Source organism: Achromobacter sp. NFACC18-2 (assembly GCF_900108985.1).
Classification (GTDB): domain Bacteria; phylum Pseudomonadota; class Gammaproteobacteria; order Burkholderiales; family Burkholderiaceae_B; genus Achromobacter.
This window is the reverse complement of record NZ_FNYM01000009.1, coordinates 1-15607: the sequence shown is the minus strand read 5'-3', so window position 1 is coordinate 15607 and position 15607 is coordinate 1. Positions and strand designations below refer to the sequence as shown.

Here is a 15607-nt window from a genome sequence, read left to right as displayed (position 1 = left end):
AAAGCCAACCCCACGTCCGCAAGTCTTGCGCTTCGCCACTGCGCTTCGAGCTTGTACATAAGAGCGAAAGATAATTAAGAGGGAAGGGTCGATCCATACTCTATTTAGAGTATTCGGTGGGCGGGCAAACTCGAGTGGCTTTAGTAGCGATGTCTGCATCCGCCGGCACAATGAAAAGATCCGACCCGCCCAGCTTCAGCACCTGCCTCTTCAGCAGGCTGCCCGCCTGCAAGGCCACCCGTTTTCCCACGGCAGTCGATCCGGTCAGCGTAACCGCCGTCGGCCACGCGCCCGCATGAACCACGCCAGATCTATTCAGGCGTCTTTCTCAAGCGCCTCCGAGCGGGATCCGGCCGAGGCACCGCCGCGATGAGCTTGCGCGTGTATTCGTGCTTTCACAAAAATCCAAGCATAAAGACGCCCCTCACCGCCCCAGATTCGTCCTGGCCAACTCAATCACCTCGTCGCCCCTGCCGTTCATGATGGCCTTCAGCATGTACAAGCCAAACCCCTTGGCCTGTTCGAGCTTGATCTTGGGGGGGACGATCAGCTCTTGCGCCGAGGTCAGCACGTCGACCAGAACCGGGCCGGGGTGAGCAAGCGCCTCCTGCAGCGCGGCATCAAGGAATTCGGACGATTCGACTCGGATGCCTCGTACGCCGACCGCTTCGGCCATGGCGGCGAAATCGGGATTTGACAGGTCGGTTCCCGTATCCAGAAACCCCGCGGCTTTCATTTCCATGGAAACAAAGCCGAGAGCGCCGTTGTTGAAGACGACGATCTTTACGGGAAGCTGCAACTGGCACAGGGACAGGAAGTCTCCCATCATCATCGTGAACCCGCCGTCGCCGGACATTGAAATTACCTGCCGGCCAGGCGCCGCTGCCTGCGCGCCAAGCGCCTGGAGCATCGCATTGGCCATCGAGCCGTGGTTGAAGGAACCCAGCAATCGGCGCTTGCCATTCATGGTGAGGTATCGGGCCGCCCACACGGTTGGCGAGCCGACGTCCACTGCGAAGATGGCGTCGTCATCGGCCAGTTCGTTGATGCGGCGGGCCAGATACTGGGGATGCAAAGGGCGGCCTGCCGGCGCCGGTGCGGCAAGGTTGTCGAGTTCTTTGCGGGAATCCCGGTAATGCCGGAGCGCGGCGTCGAGGAAGGCGCTGTCTTGGCGCTCGTCAAGCTGCTCCAGCAGCGCGGCGATGGTCTCGTCCACGTCGGCGGCAATGCCCAACGTCAGCGGTGCACGCCGGCCGAGCGCGCTTGGATCGCGATCGACCTGCACGATCTTTGCGTGTTTGGGATAGAACGGGCGATAGGGAAAGTCCGTGCCCAGCATCAGCAGGAGGTCGGCGTTTTCCATCGCGTGGTAGCCGGACGAAAAGCCGATGAAGCCCGTCATGCCGACATCGTAGGGGTTGTTCCACTCGACGTGCTCTTTGCCGCGCAGCGCATGGACGACGGGCGCCTTGAGGCGCTGGGCCAGCGCGACGACCGCGTCGTGGCTGCCGGCGCAGCCGCTGCCGGCCAGTATCGACACCTTCCCTGCCCCGTTCAACAGTTGGACCATTTCCTGCACCGCCATTGCGTCCGGGCGGATGTGCGGGCGCGCGGGTGGCAAAGGCCAAGACGCCGGCACGTCCGAAGGCGCGGCGGCGAGCGCCACGTCGCCGGGTATCACCAGGACCGCCACCCCCTGTTTGCCGATCGCCGTGTTGATGGCGCGGGCCAGCACCCCAGGAAGTTGCGCAGGATTGGTGACGAGTTCGACAAATTCCGAGCATTCCTTGAACAAGTCCTGGGGATGGGTTTCCTGGAAGTACCCCAGCCCGATTTCAGACGACGGAATGTGGGCGGCGATGGCCAGCACCGGGACGCGGCTGCGTTGGCAGTCGAACAGGCCGTTGATCAGGTGCAGATTGCCGGGACCGCAACTGCCTGCGCATACCGCCAGCGTGCCCGTAATCGCGGCCTCGGCGCCGGCGGCGAAAGCCGCGGTCTCTTCGTGGCGGGTGTGCATCCACTCGATCTGGTCCATCCTTCGAAGGCTGTCGTTCAGTCCATTGAGACTGTCGCCCGTCACGCCCCAGATGCGGCGAACCCCAACTTCGGCAAGCACTTTAACAAGATAATCTGCGACGGTTGCGGCCATGGAATGCTCCTTGAAGGAACGCCGCCGGGACACTTATCGCTACGGTTTGCCCCCAGCGCCGGAAGTTGACACACGTGCGGAAATCGTAGCACCGCACCCGGTGCCAAGCCCACATGTCGCGCCGTGGCGCCCGCCCGAAAGGAGGCGGTGCGTGGCACGGTGCAATACACCCGACGGATAGGCGATGGCTATCTCTATATACGATGGCACATTCCAAGACCAACCAGACTGGCGCCGTTCGGGCTCAGGTCCAGAAGCCGATTCTTGGCGAGGCTGCAAAGGCGCTGGCGGACTGGCGGGCGGCAAGCGGCATTCCAGCGGCGACTTGCGCTACGCCGGCAACGTCGGGAGGGGATTCGACGACCGCGCTATCGAAGTTCACTGAAGGCAAAGCCTTGATGTCGAAGTTCATCGAAGGTAATACCTTGACGTCTTTTAGATCAAAGACTTAGCAAATTTCGGCTCATCCACCTTGGTGTTCATGGTTCATTGAACCCAATATCTTTTTCGCAGAAAGTTCATTGAACTTAGGCGCCGCTTTGTGTCGACACATCCAAAGCAGACCTCCTCCCAGATCACTTACCTTTCAGACAGTAGTGAGCCTTAAGCGATTGGCGACCGACTGCGTTCGGCCAAAAGCGGTCATTCGGCCTTTAGAACTTTGTTTTAATGCTACCGTGACTGGCAGTCCCAATAGCCAAAATCCATCATGCAGAGCCGTTCACTGCGCGCTTTCCTGGCGCTCCATCAATTCGGTACAGTGAGCGCCGCCGCGCAAGCCGTGCACCTTTCCCCCGCCGCCGTCAGCGTCCAGCTCAGAAACCTCGAGGACGAACTCGGTGTGGAACTATTCGTACGCACCGGCCGATCCATCATGCTGAACGACCGGGCGCACCAGCTTGTGCCTCTGGCGCGCCAGATATTGGATCTGCAGGCGGAAATGGCTTCACTCGGCAGCAGCAGTACGCTCAAAGGAAGGCTGGCCCTGGGCGTCATAACGAGCACGTTGTCGGGCGGACTTCCGGGAGTCTTGAAGCGGCTGAGCGCTGACCATCCATCATTGGAGCTGCGCATCACCGCGAAAAGATCGCCCGACCTGGCGCTGCAAGTGGAAGCCGGCGTGCTCGACGCGGCGGTGATTTCCATGCCCCCTCCGCATGTGGCCACATCGCTGAGCTTTCACGAGCTCTATACGGAACCGCTGGCTCTGGTAATGAATGCGCAACGAAGCTTCACCAGCGTCAAGGCGGCGCTCGAAGAGCATCCGTACATTGCTTTCGATAAGACCACCTGGATAGGCAAGCAAATCGAGTCGTTCATCTCAGACTCCGGCATAACGGTTCATCCCGTCATGGAACTGGACTCTCACGACGCCGTCCTCTCCTTGGTCCGGCACGACATCGGCGTGACTGTCTTACCCGTGTTGAAAGGGCCGGCGCGACACGATGACGCACTGAGATTCGTCGATCTGCCTGGGACATTCCGGACCGTGTGTCTTGCCGTCAGACCCGCGAATATCGAAAGCCGCGCCACGCAGGTTCTCATCGCCTGCTTCAGAGCATTTGGCCAAAATTCCCCGCTTTCGAAATAAGCCCGTTTGAGAGCATCAGGATTGCCCTCTCCCGCCCGTGAGCATCGCAATATCCGATGCTCACATGCACAAAAATTTGCTTTTGGTAAACCTTGCGCCTTTTTACTATGGGATTGCCTCGTGACGCCGACCCGATTGGCCAAATCATCCGCAACGGTCGAGTGCAAATCATTTCATAGCGCCAGAAGGAGAGCTCGTTGAAAATAGTCGTAACCGAATTCATGGATGCCCCGGCAGTCGATCGGCTGATGTCAAGGGCGCAAGTAACATACGACCCCCAACTGGTAAACGACCTGCCGCGAATGATCGAGCATGCGGCGGATTGCGACGCGCTTATCGTGAGGAACCGTACGCAGGTGCGGGGCGAGCTGCTGGCATCTCTTAAGCGATGCAAAGTGGTGGGCCGCCTTGGCGTCGGCTTGGACAACATCGATCTCGACGGCTGCAAGCGGCAAGACATTCAAGTCTTCCCAGCAACCGGTGCAAACGCAAACAGTGTCGCTGAGTACGTCATCGCAACTGCCTTGGTACTGTTGCGTGGCTCGTACGGATCAACAGCGGCCGTCGCCGCCGGCGAATGGCCTCGGGACGCGTTGTCAAAGGGTCGCGAGATCGCAGGAAAGACATTAGGACTACTCGGTTTCGGTTCGATCGGCCAGCTGACCGCACGGCTCGCGAAGGCGCTTGGAATGTCCGTCGTGGCTTTCGATCCCGGTATGGCGCACGACAATCCGATTTTCGCGAAGCTCGGCGTTGCCATTTCGGGTCTGGATAGCCTGATCGAGGAATCGGACGTCATCAGCCTGCACATGCCCCTGCTCGAGTCGACTCGCAATTTCTTCGACGAACGCCGCATCAATGCAATGAAGCCGGGAGCCGTGCTGATCAACACGGCTCGGGGCGGAATCGTCGATGAAATCGCCGTGGCGACGGCGCTACGAAGCGGTCAATTGGGAGGCGCCGCCCTTGATGTTTTCGATAAAGAGCCGCTTCCCGATTCAACGCATTTCCGCGATTGCCCGAATCTGATCCTCACTCCCCACACTGCCGGCTTGACGCTTGAGTCAAACCAACGAGTAAGCAGTCTAGTTGCAGAGAAGGTCCTCGAAGCACTGGGTTGACTCTGCGACGCCACCATAAGAAGCGTACAGACAGGAGACATAATGATTACCAGAAGAATGCTGCTTGCATCGGCGCTGGCCCTTGCCGCCATCGCGCCCGTTGTCAACGCGCAGGCCACCGACTACCTGAAGAAGGGTAGCGTCTTGCGATATGTCGTTCCTTTCCCCCCGGGCGGGCTTACCGACGTCATGGCACGTCTGGTCGGCCAGCAGCTCGGCGAACGGATGAATGTGTCGGTCGTCGTCGAAAATCGCCCAGGCGCTGGAGCAATGATCGGCGCCGAGCAGGTTTCGCGGGCGACGCCAGATGGCAACACGCTGCTGGCTATCACCATGACCCACTCCGTCAATGCCACGTTGCTGCGCGACAGGAGCCGCTTTGACATCACGAAAGACCTGAAGCCCGTAGCGTTACTGGCGTCGACGCCGATCCTGGTTGTAGTGCCCGCGAACAGCAGCATCCACACGCTCGACGACCTGGTCAAGGCAGCGAAAGCCAAGGATTTGAATTCGGGGTCCAGCGGCGTGGGCACACCGTCTCACCTGTCGCTGGCCCTATTCAATCAGCTAAACGGCACAAAGATCCTGCACATCCCCTATAGCGGAGGTTCCCCGTCATTGACAGACCTGATGGGCGGACAGCTGGATGTGATCTTCAGCAATTACGCTGAATCGCTGCCGTATGTTCAATCAGGCAAACTTCGTGCCATTGCGATCGCTAGTTCGGAAAGGAATCCGCAGCTTCCCAATGTGCCCACGTCAGCTGAAGCCGGTATGCCAAAGCTGAACGTCGAGCAGTGGACCGCGGTCATGCTACCCAGCGGCACGCCTGACGCCATCGTTCAACGTTTGGGGAAGGAGCTGGTGAACATCATGGAAGTTCCCGCAGTCGCTGAAAAAACGCGCTCGCTCGGCTTCCGCGTGGACGCGCGAGGGCCGGCGGAGTTCGCAACCTTCTGGAGCGATGAAGTTGCACGCTGGCGCGCGGTCATCGAAGCCGCGGGCATCAAGGCAGAGTGAGCCGCATACCGCCAGGGATGGCGGTATGCTCCGCCGATTAACCTTTCGGTGGGGTCAGGCAGATCCGGTCTCCGCGGCTAGTCCTCGTCGGGCGAAGCGGCACGATTTGGTGCCCGTTCCCGCTTATATGCCATCGGGCTGCACTTCATTTCGGAACGGAATGCGAAGATGAAGGACGATGCGGAGCTATAGCCCAGTTCCAGCGCGATCCCCGTTACGTCGAGTCCGCTTTCCAGAAGCTCGATGGCTCTGAACAACTTCAGCCGGCGGCGCCAATCGCGCAGGGTCAGACCGGTTTCTGCGAAGAACTTCCTGGCCAGTGTGCGGCCGGACATCCCCAGCTCGCGGCCCCAATCGTTGGGGCCTCTTGGATCTGCCGGCTGGTTGTACAAGGTCTCGCAAAGGGTCAGCAACGCAGCGCTTGACGGCCAGGCCAAGACCAATGAAATCGGGGTTGCACGGCAGAGCTGGTCGAGCACCAGCCTGTAAATTCGACCGAAATATCCTTCCTCGTCCGGATTGCCTTGAAGCGTCGCCGCCTCGACAAGCAGCGCCTTCAACAGGGCTGAAACGCTAAACACCGCCACGCCACCCTCGGAAAGCGTTCCCCCAGGGTGATCGGCAAGCCACAGACTGCGATATTCGGCACCAAGGAAAGACCCAACGCTATGCTCGGTTCCTGACGGAACCCACGCCGCCTGATTCGGCGATATGGCGAACGAACTCCCGTCCGCCGTCACCATGAGTACGCCGGAAACCGCGTACACGACCTGATGCCATTCATGCGTATGCGCAGCGAAATAATGCCGCGCGCCGATCGACTGCACCCTCATGGTCATAGGCGAAGGCGACGGGACATCCGGCGGAGCGGTGATGGCTTTCCACTGCATGAGCGCGTTCATATGTCGCCGATTCTATATAACTTGGCAATCTCTCGATAGATCATCAACGTAACCTTGAGTTGTAATGCCCTCTCCCCAATCCCCATCTCACGCCGTTCTCAGCAATGACACAAAGTAGCGCCTCCCCAGGGCATGATCGCCCCGCTGTTCTGCCCGAGGGCGTCCAACACGGCAATATCTGGCGACTGACCACCGCCCAGGCCCTGGCGGGCGCGAATTCGGTGGTCGTTTATGCAACCGGCTCCATCGTCGGCAATATGCTTGCCCCGACGCCCATGCTCGCGACCCTGCCGATTTCCATTTTTGTGGTGGGCATGGCGACATGCACGCTGCCCATGGGCGCCGTCGCCAGGCGCCACGGCAGGCGTGCGGCATTTCTGCTGGGCACCGGCGCTGGCGTGCTCACCGGTCTGCTGGCGATGCTGGCAGTCATGATCGGAAGCTTCTGGCTATTCAGCCTGGCCACGTTCTTCGGCGGCGTTTATGCGGCAGTGGTCCTGTCCTTCCGCTTCGCCGCCGCGGACGGCGTGGAACCAAAGCGACGGGCGCGCGCGCTATCACTGGTCATGGCGGGTGGCGTCGCCGCCGGGGTAGTCGGGCCACAACTCGTCACCATGACCATGAACCTGTGGCCTCCGCACATGTTTGCCGCCACCTTTCTAGCGCAAGCGGCGGTTGCAGCGATTTCCGCGTTCATTCTTATCGGCGTCAGACTGCCGGCACCCACTGCTGAAGAGGTCGCGGGCGGGCGCCCGCTTTCCGAGATTGCGCTGCAACCGCGGTTCATCGCCGCAGTGATCGCCGGCGCCGTCTCATACATGCTCATGAACTTCCTCATGACGGCCGCACCGCTGGCCATGCACATCTGCGGCCACTCGCAGGAGTCGGCCAATCTGGGATTGCAGTGGCATGTCATTGCCATGTACGCGCCAAGTTTCTTCACCGGCAGACTGATCTCCCGCTTCGGTGCGGGACGGGTAGCAACCATGGGCCTCGTGTTGATTGGCGTGGCGGCTGCGGTGGGCCTGGGAGGTATCGACGTCATGCACTTCTGGTGGTCGCTGATCCTGCTCGGCGTGGGATGGAACTTCGGGTTTCTGGGCGCGTCCGCGCTGGTGCTGGAATGCCATCGGCCCGAGGAGAAAACACGCGTCCAGTCCCTGAATGACTTCATCGTCTTCGGCTTGATGGCAATCGGCTCCTTTTCATCCGGGGGCCTGCTGTCGGCGTTCGGTTGGAACACCGTGCTGTGGGTGTCGTTCATTCCGCTGGCGCTGTCCGTCGCCGCCCTTGGCGTTGCCATGCGCAGAAAGGCCGTGGCACTGAGCCCATGAAGCCGCGCATCCACAAGAGGTTCACGCTCGACCGGCATGCGCCAAAATGACGTCGAACCGTCGCGGCGAGGAGATTGAACCATGCTGAACAGCATGCTGTTCCTCTTCTTCGTCGCGGTGGCGGTGTATGCGCAGAACCTGACAGGCTTCGCGCTCGCGCTGGTCCTGCTCGGCCTCACCGGCGCCGGCGGAATCTTGCCGCTGCCGGATGTCGCCAATGCCGTTTCGATCATTGCAGTGGTCAACGCGGCCGTGTTTCTTTACAAGCGGCGAGCATTACGGCTGGACCGGAAGTTGTGGCCGCTCCTGATTGCCAGCATGATAGGCACGATGTTGGGGATAGCGGCCTTGGCGTGGATCATGGGGAACGCTTATGAGCTACTGCGTCTTCTACTCGGCCTGAGCATCATCTATTGCGCCCGGATGCTAGGGCGGAGCAACCAACAGCGGGCCTGTGCGTCTTCACCAGGCGCCTTTCTTGCAGTCGGCTTCCTTTCCGGTCTGATGAACGGTCTATTCGCGGCAGGCGGCCCGCCGCTTGTATTCCTGTTGTACCGGCAGCCTTGGGATCTGGCTAAAACACGGGAATCCCTGATGTTCCTCAACGGCGCCGCCGGACTGATTCGATTCGCCGTCATGATGCCGACGATCGGCTTCACCGAGCTGTCATTCGAACTGACGATCATGTCCGTGCCGATCGTGCTATTGGTCACGATGCCGACCGCACGTAGGCCGCCTCCATTCTCGGCAGTAGTCCTGCGGTTGCTTGTGCGCACACTGCTTGCCGCAACTGGACTCATCATGAGCGTCTCGTCGATCTCCGTTCTTCAAACGACGTAGCGGTCAGGCGATTCGATTCAACTGTTCGCAGCCACGGTCAGTACCATGCGGAACTTCGCTTTTCCGGACTTCATTCGTTGGTAGGCCTCGTTGGCTTGTTCCAGGGCCATCAGTTCTATCCACGGGTGCACGTCAGCCAACACGCCAAATTTCAGCGCCCGCTCGTTCTCGTAGGGCGTACCCGTTATCGATCCCAGTAGCCGGCGTTCGCCTCCCACCAGAAATCCCGGGGGCACGGCAAGCTCGTCCTTACCCGCACCCAGCACGACTAGTCGCCCCTTAGGGGCAAGCCCCGCCAGTGCGCTCGCCACGGCGGCCGGATTGCTGATCGTTGTCACGACGGCGGCAGCACCGCCCAGGTGCTTGAGGGCCTCGCCAGCATCCTGTTGATTGGTGTCCACGTACACATGCGCACCAAGGTTCATTACTTCCTGAACGATATCTTGACCGCGCCCGATCGCAACAACCTTGAAACCCATTTTCCGCGCATATTGCACGGCCAGGTGCCCTAGTCCACCGATCCCCAGGATGGCAACGACATCGCCCGCCTGAGCGCCACATTTCTTGAGTGCATTGAAGGTAGCAATGCCGGCGCACAAGATCGGCGCGGCCTCTTCTGAGTTCAATTCGTCGGGAATCGCCACCAGGCCTGTGCTTCGGGCGAGCATCATCTCCGCATAGCCGCCATCGCAGGACCGGCCTACGACGGGCTGGCTCAGACACAGCTGAAAATTGCCCTGCCGGCATTGGACGCATTCATTGCAATGCCCACCGAGGCGTCCAACCCCAACCCGTTGCCCGACCTTCCACATAGAGGACGTGGCTGGGCCAATGGCTGCAATTCGTCCCACCACCTCATGGCCAGGCACCCGCGGCAACGGCACGGCTGCATCGGGCCTTTCAATGTCGCCAATGTCGGCGCCGCAGATGCCGCAGGCTTCGACCGCGATGAGCACCTCGCCTGCACCGGGCGAGGGAGCCGGACGCTCGACAAGTTGCAAGATTCCGGGCTGCGCAACCTGCATTGCGCGATAAGTTGCTTTCATCTTCGTTGCTCCTATTCGCGTCCGGCAGTGTCGGCCATCGCAGACAACACGACCTTCAAGCCAAGTTCAGCCGCCTCGATGGCCCCTGCGACATAGCCAGGAAACTGAGGCGACCATTCGCTGGCCATACCAATCAAACGTCCATGCCACGGGCCGGAGGACGCCATGCTCGAAGGCGCCGGCCCGTGGCTTGCCTCACCAGCCAAGTCAGCGGGAACGGCCGTAAACGGTTCCCGTGCCCAGTCTTTCACCACGTCAGCGCGCGGCGTGCCCGCCTGCGGGCCGAAGAGCCGTGCCATTTGCGCGCGACAAAGCGCGCGCATCACGTCATCGTCCACGGTCTTGCGTGCTTGGGCCGGTATGCCAATGAAGCCGAACAAGGCCGCGCTGCCACCGGGCATGGAAGCGTCGTGAATCTCAACCATCGGCCCCCTTCTGCTGCGGCCCTCGCCCGAGAGTCCCTGCTCCCGCCAGAACGGCGTGTCATACACGGCGACGTACTTCGCCTGAGCCGCCATCCAGGTAGCAGTCGAATTCCACTCATCTGCCAAGGGTTCGGGTAAAGGCGGCTCGAACCTGATCGTCTGAGCCGCTAGCCGGGGTGGCAGCGCGAGCAGCACATGCTCGGCCCGCCAAGTGGAGGTCCGACCGGCAGAATCGACCGAGGTTAGATCGACAAAATCCTTCTCGCTCCGAAGGGAGCGGACCACCAGACCGGTAATGATCCGTTCCGGGTCGATACCTGCGCGTACAGCATCGATCAGAGCGCTCATACCGCCGATCAGTCGCATGGACGTTGGAGAATTCACGTACCCACGAACGCGCACAGGTGGGGCAGTCGGCGAATTTTCAACAACGGTATCCCCGGATTCGAACTGCGCGAAATGCGCGAGGCCCAGTTCCTCCACCAGACGGTGCAGTTGGCGCTGGTAGTCGGGCCAGAACCAGGTCGGACCAAGATCGAACGGGCCTGCAACACTGGCGAGATCTAGTGTGCTCGTGCCCGAAGCATCTAATGACGCAATCCGGCCGCCGAGCGCATCGCGCGCCTCCAGCAGAACATAGTCATGAATGCCTTGACGCTCCAGTCGCCGGGCCGCATGCAAGCCACTCAGGCCACCGCCAACAATTGCGATTCGAACTTTGTTCACGTTCAGGCCTCCAGCTGGGTATTGATGAATCGGCCAGTTTTCAGATAGAGGGTCGCGCCGCGGGAGCCAGATGCCAAGTCCAACGCGTCGCCGGCGGGCAGCCGCATCCAGGATCCTCGTTGGTACGAACTTCCGTCCAACATCACTTCACCCGCGAGAACCAGCAACTCTGAACCGCCCGCTTCCGCGGAGATAATGCTCTGCTGCGGCGAGAAGCGCTGCAGCCGCACTTGCTCGTGTTCTGACGCAAACAGCATGCACGATTCTTGACCTTGTGGGCCTGTCCAATTGTCAGACGAACCCGTGTCAATGCGGATCCGCCGATCCTCGCCGGCAGGCATCTGCCACAGCTTGACGAAGATGATCGCGCCGGCGTCCGTGAAGGGACGATGCGAAGAGCCGGGCGGATTGCGCAGGTACCATCCAGAGGGATAGTTCGCGTCGTCGTCCGAGAAAGTGCCAGACAACACGAAGATCTCTTCCCCGCCTGGATGTTGATGGTGGGGGAAATGGGAGTCTGGCACGTACCGCACAATGCTGGTGGCCCGAGCTTTTTCCCCGCCCAGCCTATCGAGCATCACACGTTCGACCCCGCTCTGGGGCGACGTAATCCAGACATACTGGTCAGGAGCGACGATGGCGCGACGCGAGAAGTCGGCGTTGACGAGCATAAATTTCCCTCAAAGCTACTGGAGTGGTTCGCCGATCATGCGGTTGGCGAACCACTCGCGGCGGCTTAGGTGTTCAGAAGTTGTCCGTGAGCTTCCAGAACGCGCGCTGAATACACCAGCGCTGCCCCGGCATTCAATGCGATTGCGACACCAAGCGCCTCAGAAATTTCTTCGAGCGTTGCGCCATGTTCGACCGCCTTTTTTGTATGAACGGAAATGCAGCCGTCGCACCGCGTGGTCACCGCCACGGCCAACGCGATCAACTCGTGCATTTTCGGTTCGAGATGGCCGGATTTAGCTGCCGCGCCATCAATCGTCGCCAATCCCTTCATCACGTTGGGGTTCAGATTGGCGAATTCGCCCACGCGACCCAGGAGGGAATCGCGATAGGTGTTCCAGTCTTGCATCATAGGTTTTCTCTTGTTTCGTTCATTTTCGGGTGCCCGGTCGGCACCCGAAATCAGGACTCATGCAACTTGATAGATCCGCACGGCAGGCGCGCTGTCTAGCAGCGGACTGAGGCTGCCGACTACGTCAACGTTGAACAGTTCGCTTTCCAAATACGCGCTCGCATTTTCCTTGCTGTCGAACCCATGCAGCACTTGGACGTCCTCGTCTCGCACCAAGAGTTCCTTGCGTTCGGCGCCCGCGATCGTGCCAAGGAAAGGCGCCTTGTACTTTTGGTAGATGGCCGCGGCGGCTGCGCGGTTGGAATCAGCAATTTTCAGCGTGATTTGCAGATAGACCATTTGCATTGCTCCTTGCGAATCAGGGTAGATAAAACAGACACTGTCGTGGGCAAGCGCGGCGCGCTTGCCCACAGTGCATTAGTTGCGGCCAGCCATCACGCCGCCGTCCACGTCCCAGATAGCGCCGGTGACCCAGCCCGCCTTGTCCGAAAGCAGGAACGCGACGACTTGCGCCACGTCTTGCGGGGTGCCCACGCGGCCGATGGGATGGAAGCTGTTGAAGCCTTGCAGCGCCGCGTGCACCTCAGCCTTCGGAATGAAGCCCTCATAGATGGGCGTTTGCACCACTGCCGGCGACACCGCGTTGACTCGGATATGCTTGCCCGCCAGTTCCATCGCCATATGCTGGGTCAGCGAATGCAGGCCTGCCTTGGCCATCGAGTAAGCCGAGGACGGCGTAGCAGCAATTGCCTGCTTCGCCCACATTGAGCCGATGTTGACGATGGCACCCGGACGACCATTAGCCACGAGGTTGGCGGCGACCCGCTGCGAGACGAAGTAGATCGCCTTGTTCAGGGCCATGTACTGGTCATAGTCGGCGTCCGTGTGCTCCAGAAACGGCTTGGGCAAGAACAACCCCGCCGCATTGACCAATAGGTCCACGTCCGCGTGCTGCACATCGATGGTTTGGAGGAGCGCATCCAGGCCTTCGCGGCTGGACAGATCCGCGGTGATCGAGTCGACTGTGCCCAGCGCCGACAATTCCTTACGGGCTTCCTCGGTCTTCTCCGGCCGATGACCCACGATCACGGCGCTGCCGCCCTGCGACAACACCATCTTGGCCGTTTCCAGGCCCATGCCGCTGGTACCGCCAACGACCAGCAGCTTCTTTCCGTTAAATTGATTGCTCATAGTGAAACCTCTTCGATATGCCCAATGGCAGGCTTGGTTTAGGAAATACGACACTTCAAACAAGAAAAGCTATCCATACCCGTCCACGCTTGATGGAAGTGCCGGATGCCGACCAGGGGTCACGCTTGGCCACTCCTTGATCTGGATGTCATTTTTCTCTTATCGCCTTCGCTCAACAAACGAGATAAAGTGTCCGTTCGGCATAGAAAATCTTTACCGCTATGAAGTCTCCTGTTCACTTGAACGCGTTGCGGGCATTCGAGGCCAGTGCGCGCCATCAAAGTTTTTCCGCCGCAGCGGCGGAATTAAACGTGACGCCGGCTGCCGTCGGCCAACTCGTACGGACGCTTGAAGAATGGCTGGGCGTACCGCTGTTTCGGCGCAGCACCAGCGGCCGGGCGAGACTCGTTGTCACCGAGGCGGCGCAACGCGCCCTGCCCGACATCCGAGCCGGATTCGACAGATTGCGACTGGGGTTGGAAACACTGAAAGAAGGCTCGGCAAGCGGCGTGTTGACTGTCGCTGTCAGTCCGGCTTTCGCAGCCAAATGGCTACTGCCAAGAATCGACGGCTTTCAAAGCGCGTGGCCCGATACCGATGTCCGTCTTGACACCAATCTCAAACCCGTCGATTTCGTGGCGCAAGGGGTGGACATTGGTGTGCGTTACGGCTTGGGTCAGTGGCCCGGACTGGTGGCGGAAAAGCTGATGGACGAAGAGATCTACCCAGTCTGCTCGCCAGAGTTGTTGCGCGGACGCGGAGGCTTTGAAGGGCCTGAAAGCTTGTCGAGCGAAACGCTCATCCACGATCTTTCAATGGACGGGCACACCGGTTTTCCTACGTGGAAGACTTGGTTTCAAGCAGCTGGCGTGTCTGATATCAGCACCTCTCGGGGCATGAAGATCAACAACTCTGCGGCGGTATTGCAGGCCGCTGCGGAAGGCCATGGAATTGCGCTGGCTCGCAGCGTGATGGCGCGAGACGACTTGACGGCGGGACGGCTGGTGCGGCTCTTTCCAGAGATTCAGGTTGCGTCGTCGCTCGCGTACTACGTCATTTATCGCACGGAGTGCGCCAGCTTGCCGAAGTTGGTGGCGTTCCGGGAATGGCTGCTGCGCGAAGGGCCCATTTAACTACCAATTTTCGCCCACCGCCCGGAGGCTAGGTGTGATTCCTCGTGGCGCAACGCCAATCTCATTCGCGCACGAATCGCTCGAATGTCAGCGCGTGCAAACGAGAACACGCGTGGTTACTCCTGGGAGACCCACTCCACCTACTGCGCTGAGAAATTAGAAGGACCGCGATGGTTCGGGAGCGGGTTTGGGCAGTTGGAGGCGGCTCTCGGCCAATAGCGGCCAAGACGAGCCATTCCTAGCTTAGGAGTCTATACTCGGCGCCCCGCCAATTTGCGTGATAAGCCAGGGCCCATAAAAGCAAGAGAATTACTCATCGCTACGCTAGGAACGTTGGTTTTGACTCAACCGTCACGATCCTTCGCACAAAACATCAACGGGAAGACTCTCTACACGCAGAGATGCGCGATGTGCCACGGTGCAGATATCAAGGGCACAGGGCCATTGGCTAAGAAAAGCAATCCTCCCACTCCTGACCTCACAACTGCTGCGTTCAAAAAGCGGCTCAATGATTATCCTGGCGTCATTGTCTCGTCGGTAATACATCGTCCGAACGGAGACCTGATTCCGAGAACGTTGAGGGAGAACGGCGTAAAGCTGGCACCGCACTCCTGGACCGTTCAGGATTTTCGCGATTTGAACAAGTACATGAGCGATGTGATTTCTAAGAGCCGATAACGGCGCGTTGACCGCCTGACCGCTTCGGGTCGAGGCTGTGTGGAAACGCTTTTCGTCCTGCCAGCTACAGCGCAATAGCCTGATCCGCATCACCTTGGGCGGTCTTCACTTCGATTTTTCGAAGCGGGGCTCACTCAAGGCCGTTTGGGCGGCCCGGATAGGGCCTGAGGTGCGTTATGGGTCACATGAAGGGCTCAGCCGCCCATCGCCAGCACCGCTTTCATGGTCTGCTGGTAGCCCAGGATTTGCATGACCCGCTTGAGGTTATAGGCCAGTACATTCAAGCTCATTTCCGTGCTCACATTCCCCAGGCGACGAGTCAGGAAGTGCGTATAGCCCATCCAGTGCTTGAACGTGCCGAACACAT

General features: G+C 59.9%; 17 protein-coding genes and 1 pseudogene. 7 read left to right on the top strand and 11 right to left on the bottom strand.

Annotation, left to right across the window (positions count from 1 at the left end):
- Positions 1-100 precede the first annotated feature (100 nt).
- The 3 genes from BMW75_RS29710 to BMW75_RS29460 all read right to left on the bottom strand — a co-directional run bounded on the left by BMW75_RS29710 (position 101) and on the right by BMW75_RS29460 (position 2564).
- Positions 101-304 carry an aldehyde dehydrogenase family protein gene (locus tag BMW75_RS29710; RefSeq protein ID WP_092580464.1) on the bottom strand — a complete coding sequence of 68 codons (204 nt, stop codon included), beginning with the start codon at positions 302-304 and terminating at the stop codon, positions 101-103.
- Positions 305-424: 120 nt separating this feature from the next.
- Positions 425-2152: a ubiquinone-dependent pyruvate dehydrogenase gene (gene poxB, locus BMW75_RS15220; RefSeq protein WP_092580462.1), complete on the bottom strand. Its 1728-nt coding sequence runs from the start codon at positions 2150-2152 to the stop codon at positions 425-427.
- Positions 2153-2396: 244 nt separating this feature from the next.
- Positions 2397-2564 carry a hypothetical protein gene (locus BMW75_RS29460; RefSeq protein WP_175493176.1) on the bottom strand — a complete coding sequence of 56 codons (168 nt, stop codon included), beginning with the start codon at positions 2562-2564 and terminating at the stop codon, positions 2397-2399.
- 297 nt (positions 2565-2861) lie between these two features.
- Between BMW75_RS29460 and BMW75_RS15215 the strand changes: the two genes are divergently transcribed.
- From BMW75_RS15215 to BMW75_RS15205, 3 genes are all read left to right on the top strand, one after another.
- Entirely contained in the window at positions 2862-3743 is an 882-nt protein-coding gene (locus BMW75_RS15215) for a LysR substrate-binding domain-containing protein (RefSeq protein ID WP_092580460.1), read from the top strand.
- A 197-nt stretch (positions 3744-3940) separates the two neighbouring features.
- Positions 3941-4864: a hydroxyacid dehydrogenase gene (locus tag BMW75_RS15210; protein WP_254792026.1), complete on the top strand. Its 924-nt coding sequence runs from the start codon at positions 3941-3943 to the stop codon at positions 4862-4864.
- A 42-nt stretch (positions 4865-4906) separates the two neighbouring features.
- Positions 4907-5884, top strand: a complete 978-nt coding sequence (locus tag BMW75_RS15205) for a Bug family tripartite tricarboxylate transporter substrate binding protein (RefSeq protein ID WP_092580458.1) — start codon at positions 4907-4909, stop codon at positions 5882-5884.
- A gap of 77 nt (positions 5885-5961) precedes the next feature.
- On the opposite strand, the gene BMW75_RS15200 is transcribed toward BMW75_RS15205, so the two are convergent.
- Positions 5962-6786: an AraC family transcriptional regulator gene (locus BMW75_RS15200; protein WP_092580456.1), complete on the bottom strand. Its 825-nt coding sequence runs from the start codon at positions 6784-6786 to the stop codon at positions 5962-5964.
- A 104-nt stretch (positions 6787-6890) separates the two neighbouring features.
- Between BMW75_RS15200 and BMW75_RS15195 the strand changes: the two genes are divergently transcribed.
- Together BMW75_RS15195 and BMW75_RS15190 are read left to right on the top strand one after the other, a co-directional pair.
- Positions 6891-8120: an MFS transporter gene (locus BMW75_RS15195; RefSeq protein WP_092580454.1), complete on the top strand. Its 1230-nt coding sequence runs from the start codon at positions 6891-6893 to the stop codon at positions 8118-8120.
- 81 nt (positions 8121-8201) lie between these two features.
- Positions 8202-8960 carry a TSUP family transporter gene (locus BMW75_RS15190; RefSeq protein ID WP_092580452.1) on the top strand — a complete coding sequence of 253 codons (759 nt, stop codon included), beginning with the start codon at positions 8202-8204 and terminating at the stop codon, positions 8958-8960.
- A 17-nt stretch (positions 8961-8977) separates the two neighbouring features.
- Here the strand turns inward: BMW75_RS15190 and BMW75_RS15185 are convergent, their stop codons facing one another.
- From BMW75_RS15185 to BMW75_RS15160, 6 genes are all read right to left on the bottom strand, one after another.
- The gene (locus BMW75_RS15185; protein WP_092580450.1) at positions 8978-10006 is read right to left on the bottom strand and encodes an alcohol dehydrogenase catalytic domain-containing protein; all 1029 of its coding nucleotides are present in this window, start codon (positions 10004-10006) and stop codon (positions 8978-8980) included.
- Between the two features lie 11 nt (positions 10007-10017).
- Positions 10018-11157 carry a flavin monoamine oxidase family protein gene (locus tag BMW75_RS15180; RefSeq protein WP_092580448.1) on the bottom strand — a complete coding sequence of 380 codons (1140 nt, stop codon included), beginning with the start codon at positions 11155-11157 and terminating at the stop codon, positions 10018-10020.
- A gap of 2 nt (positions 11158-11159) precedes the next feature.
- Positions 11160-11828: a cupin domain-containing protein gene (locus BMW75_RS15175; RefSeq protein ID WP_092580446.1), complete on the bottom strand. Its 669-nt coding sequence runs from the start codon at positions 11826-11828 to the stop codon at positions 11160-11162.
- Positions 11829-11893: 65 nt separating this feature from the next.
- Positions 11894-12238: a carboxymuconolactone decarboxylase family protein gene (locus BMW75_RS15170; RefSeq protein ID WP_092580444.1), complete on the bottom strand. Its 345-nt coding sequence runs from the start codon at positions 12236-12238 to the stop codon at positions 11894-11896.
- A 57-nt stretch (positions 12239-12295) separates the two neighbouring features.
- A complete protein-coding gene (locus tag BMW75_RS15165) occupies positions 12296-12577 on the bottom strand; it encodes a hypothetical protein (RefSeq protein WP_092580442.1) in 282 nt (93 codons plus the stop codon).
- A gap of 78 nt (positions 12578-12655) precedes the next feature.
- Positions 12656-13429 carry an SDR family NAD(P)-dependent oxidoreductase gene (locus BMW75_RS15160; RefSeq protein ID WP_092580440.1) on the bottom strand — a complete coding sequence of 258 codons (774 nt, stop codon included), beginning with the start codon at positions 13427-13429 and terminating at the stop codon, positions 12656-12658.
- Between the two features lie 221 nt (positions 13430-13650).
- Between BMW75_RS15160 and gcvA the strand changes: the two genes are divergently transcribed.
- Positions 13651-14562: a transcriptional regulator GcvA gene (gene gcvA, locus BMW75_RS15155; protein WP_092580438.1), complete on the top strand. Its 912-nt coding sequence runs from the start codon at positions 13651-13653 to the stop codon at positions 14560-14562.
- A gap of 294 nt (positions 14563-14856) precedes the next feature.
- Positions 14857-15240, top strand: coding sequence for a c-type cytochrome (locus BMW75_RS15150; protein WP_092580777.1), 384 nt, complete (start codon positions 14857-14859; stop codon positions 15238-15240).
- 194 nt (positions 15241-15434) lie between these two features.
- Here the strand turns inward: BMW75_RS15150 and BMW75_RS29140 are convergent.
- Positions 15435-15607: pseudogene (locus BMW75_RS29140) on the bottom strand (IS5/IS1182 family transposase); the annotation flags it as partial.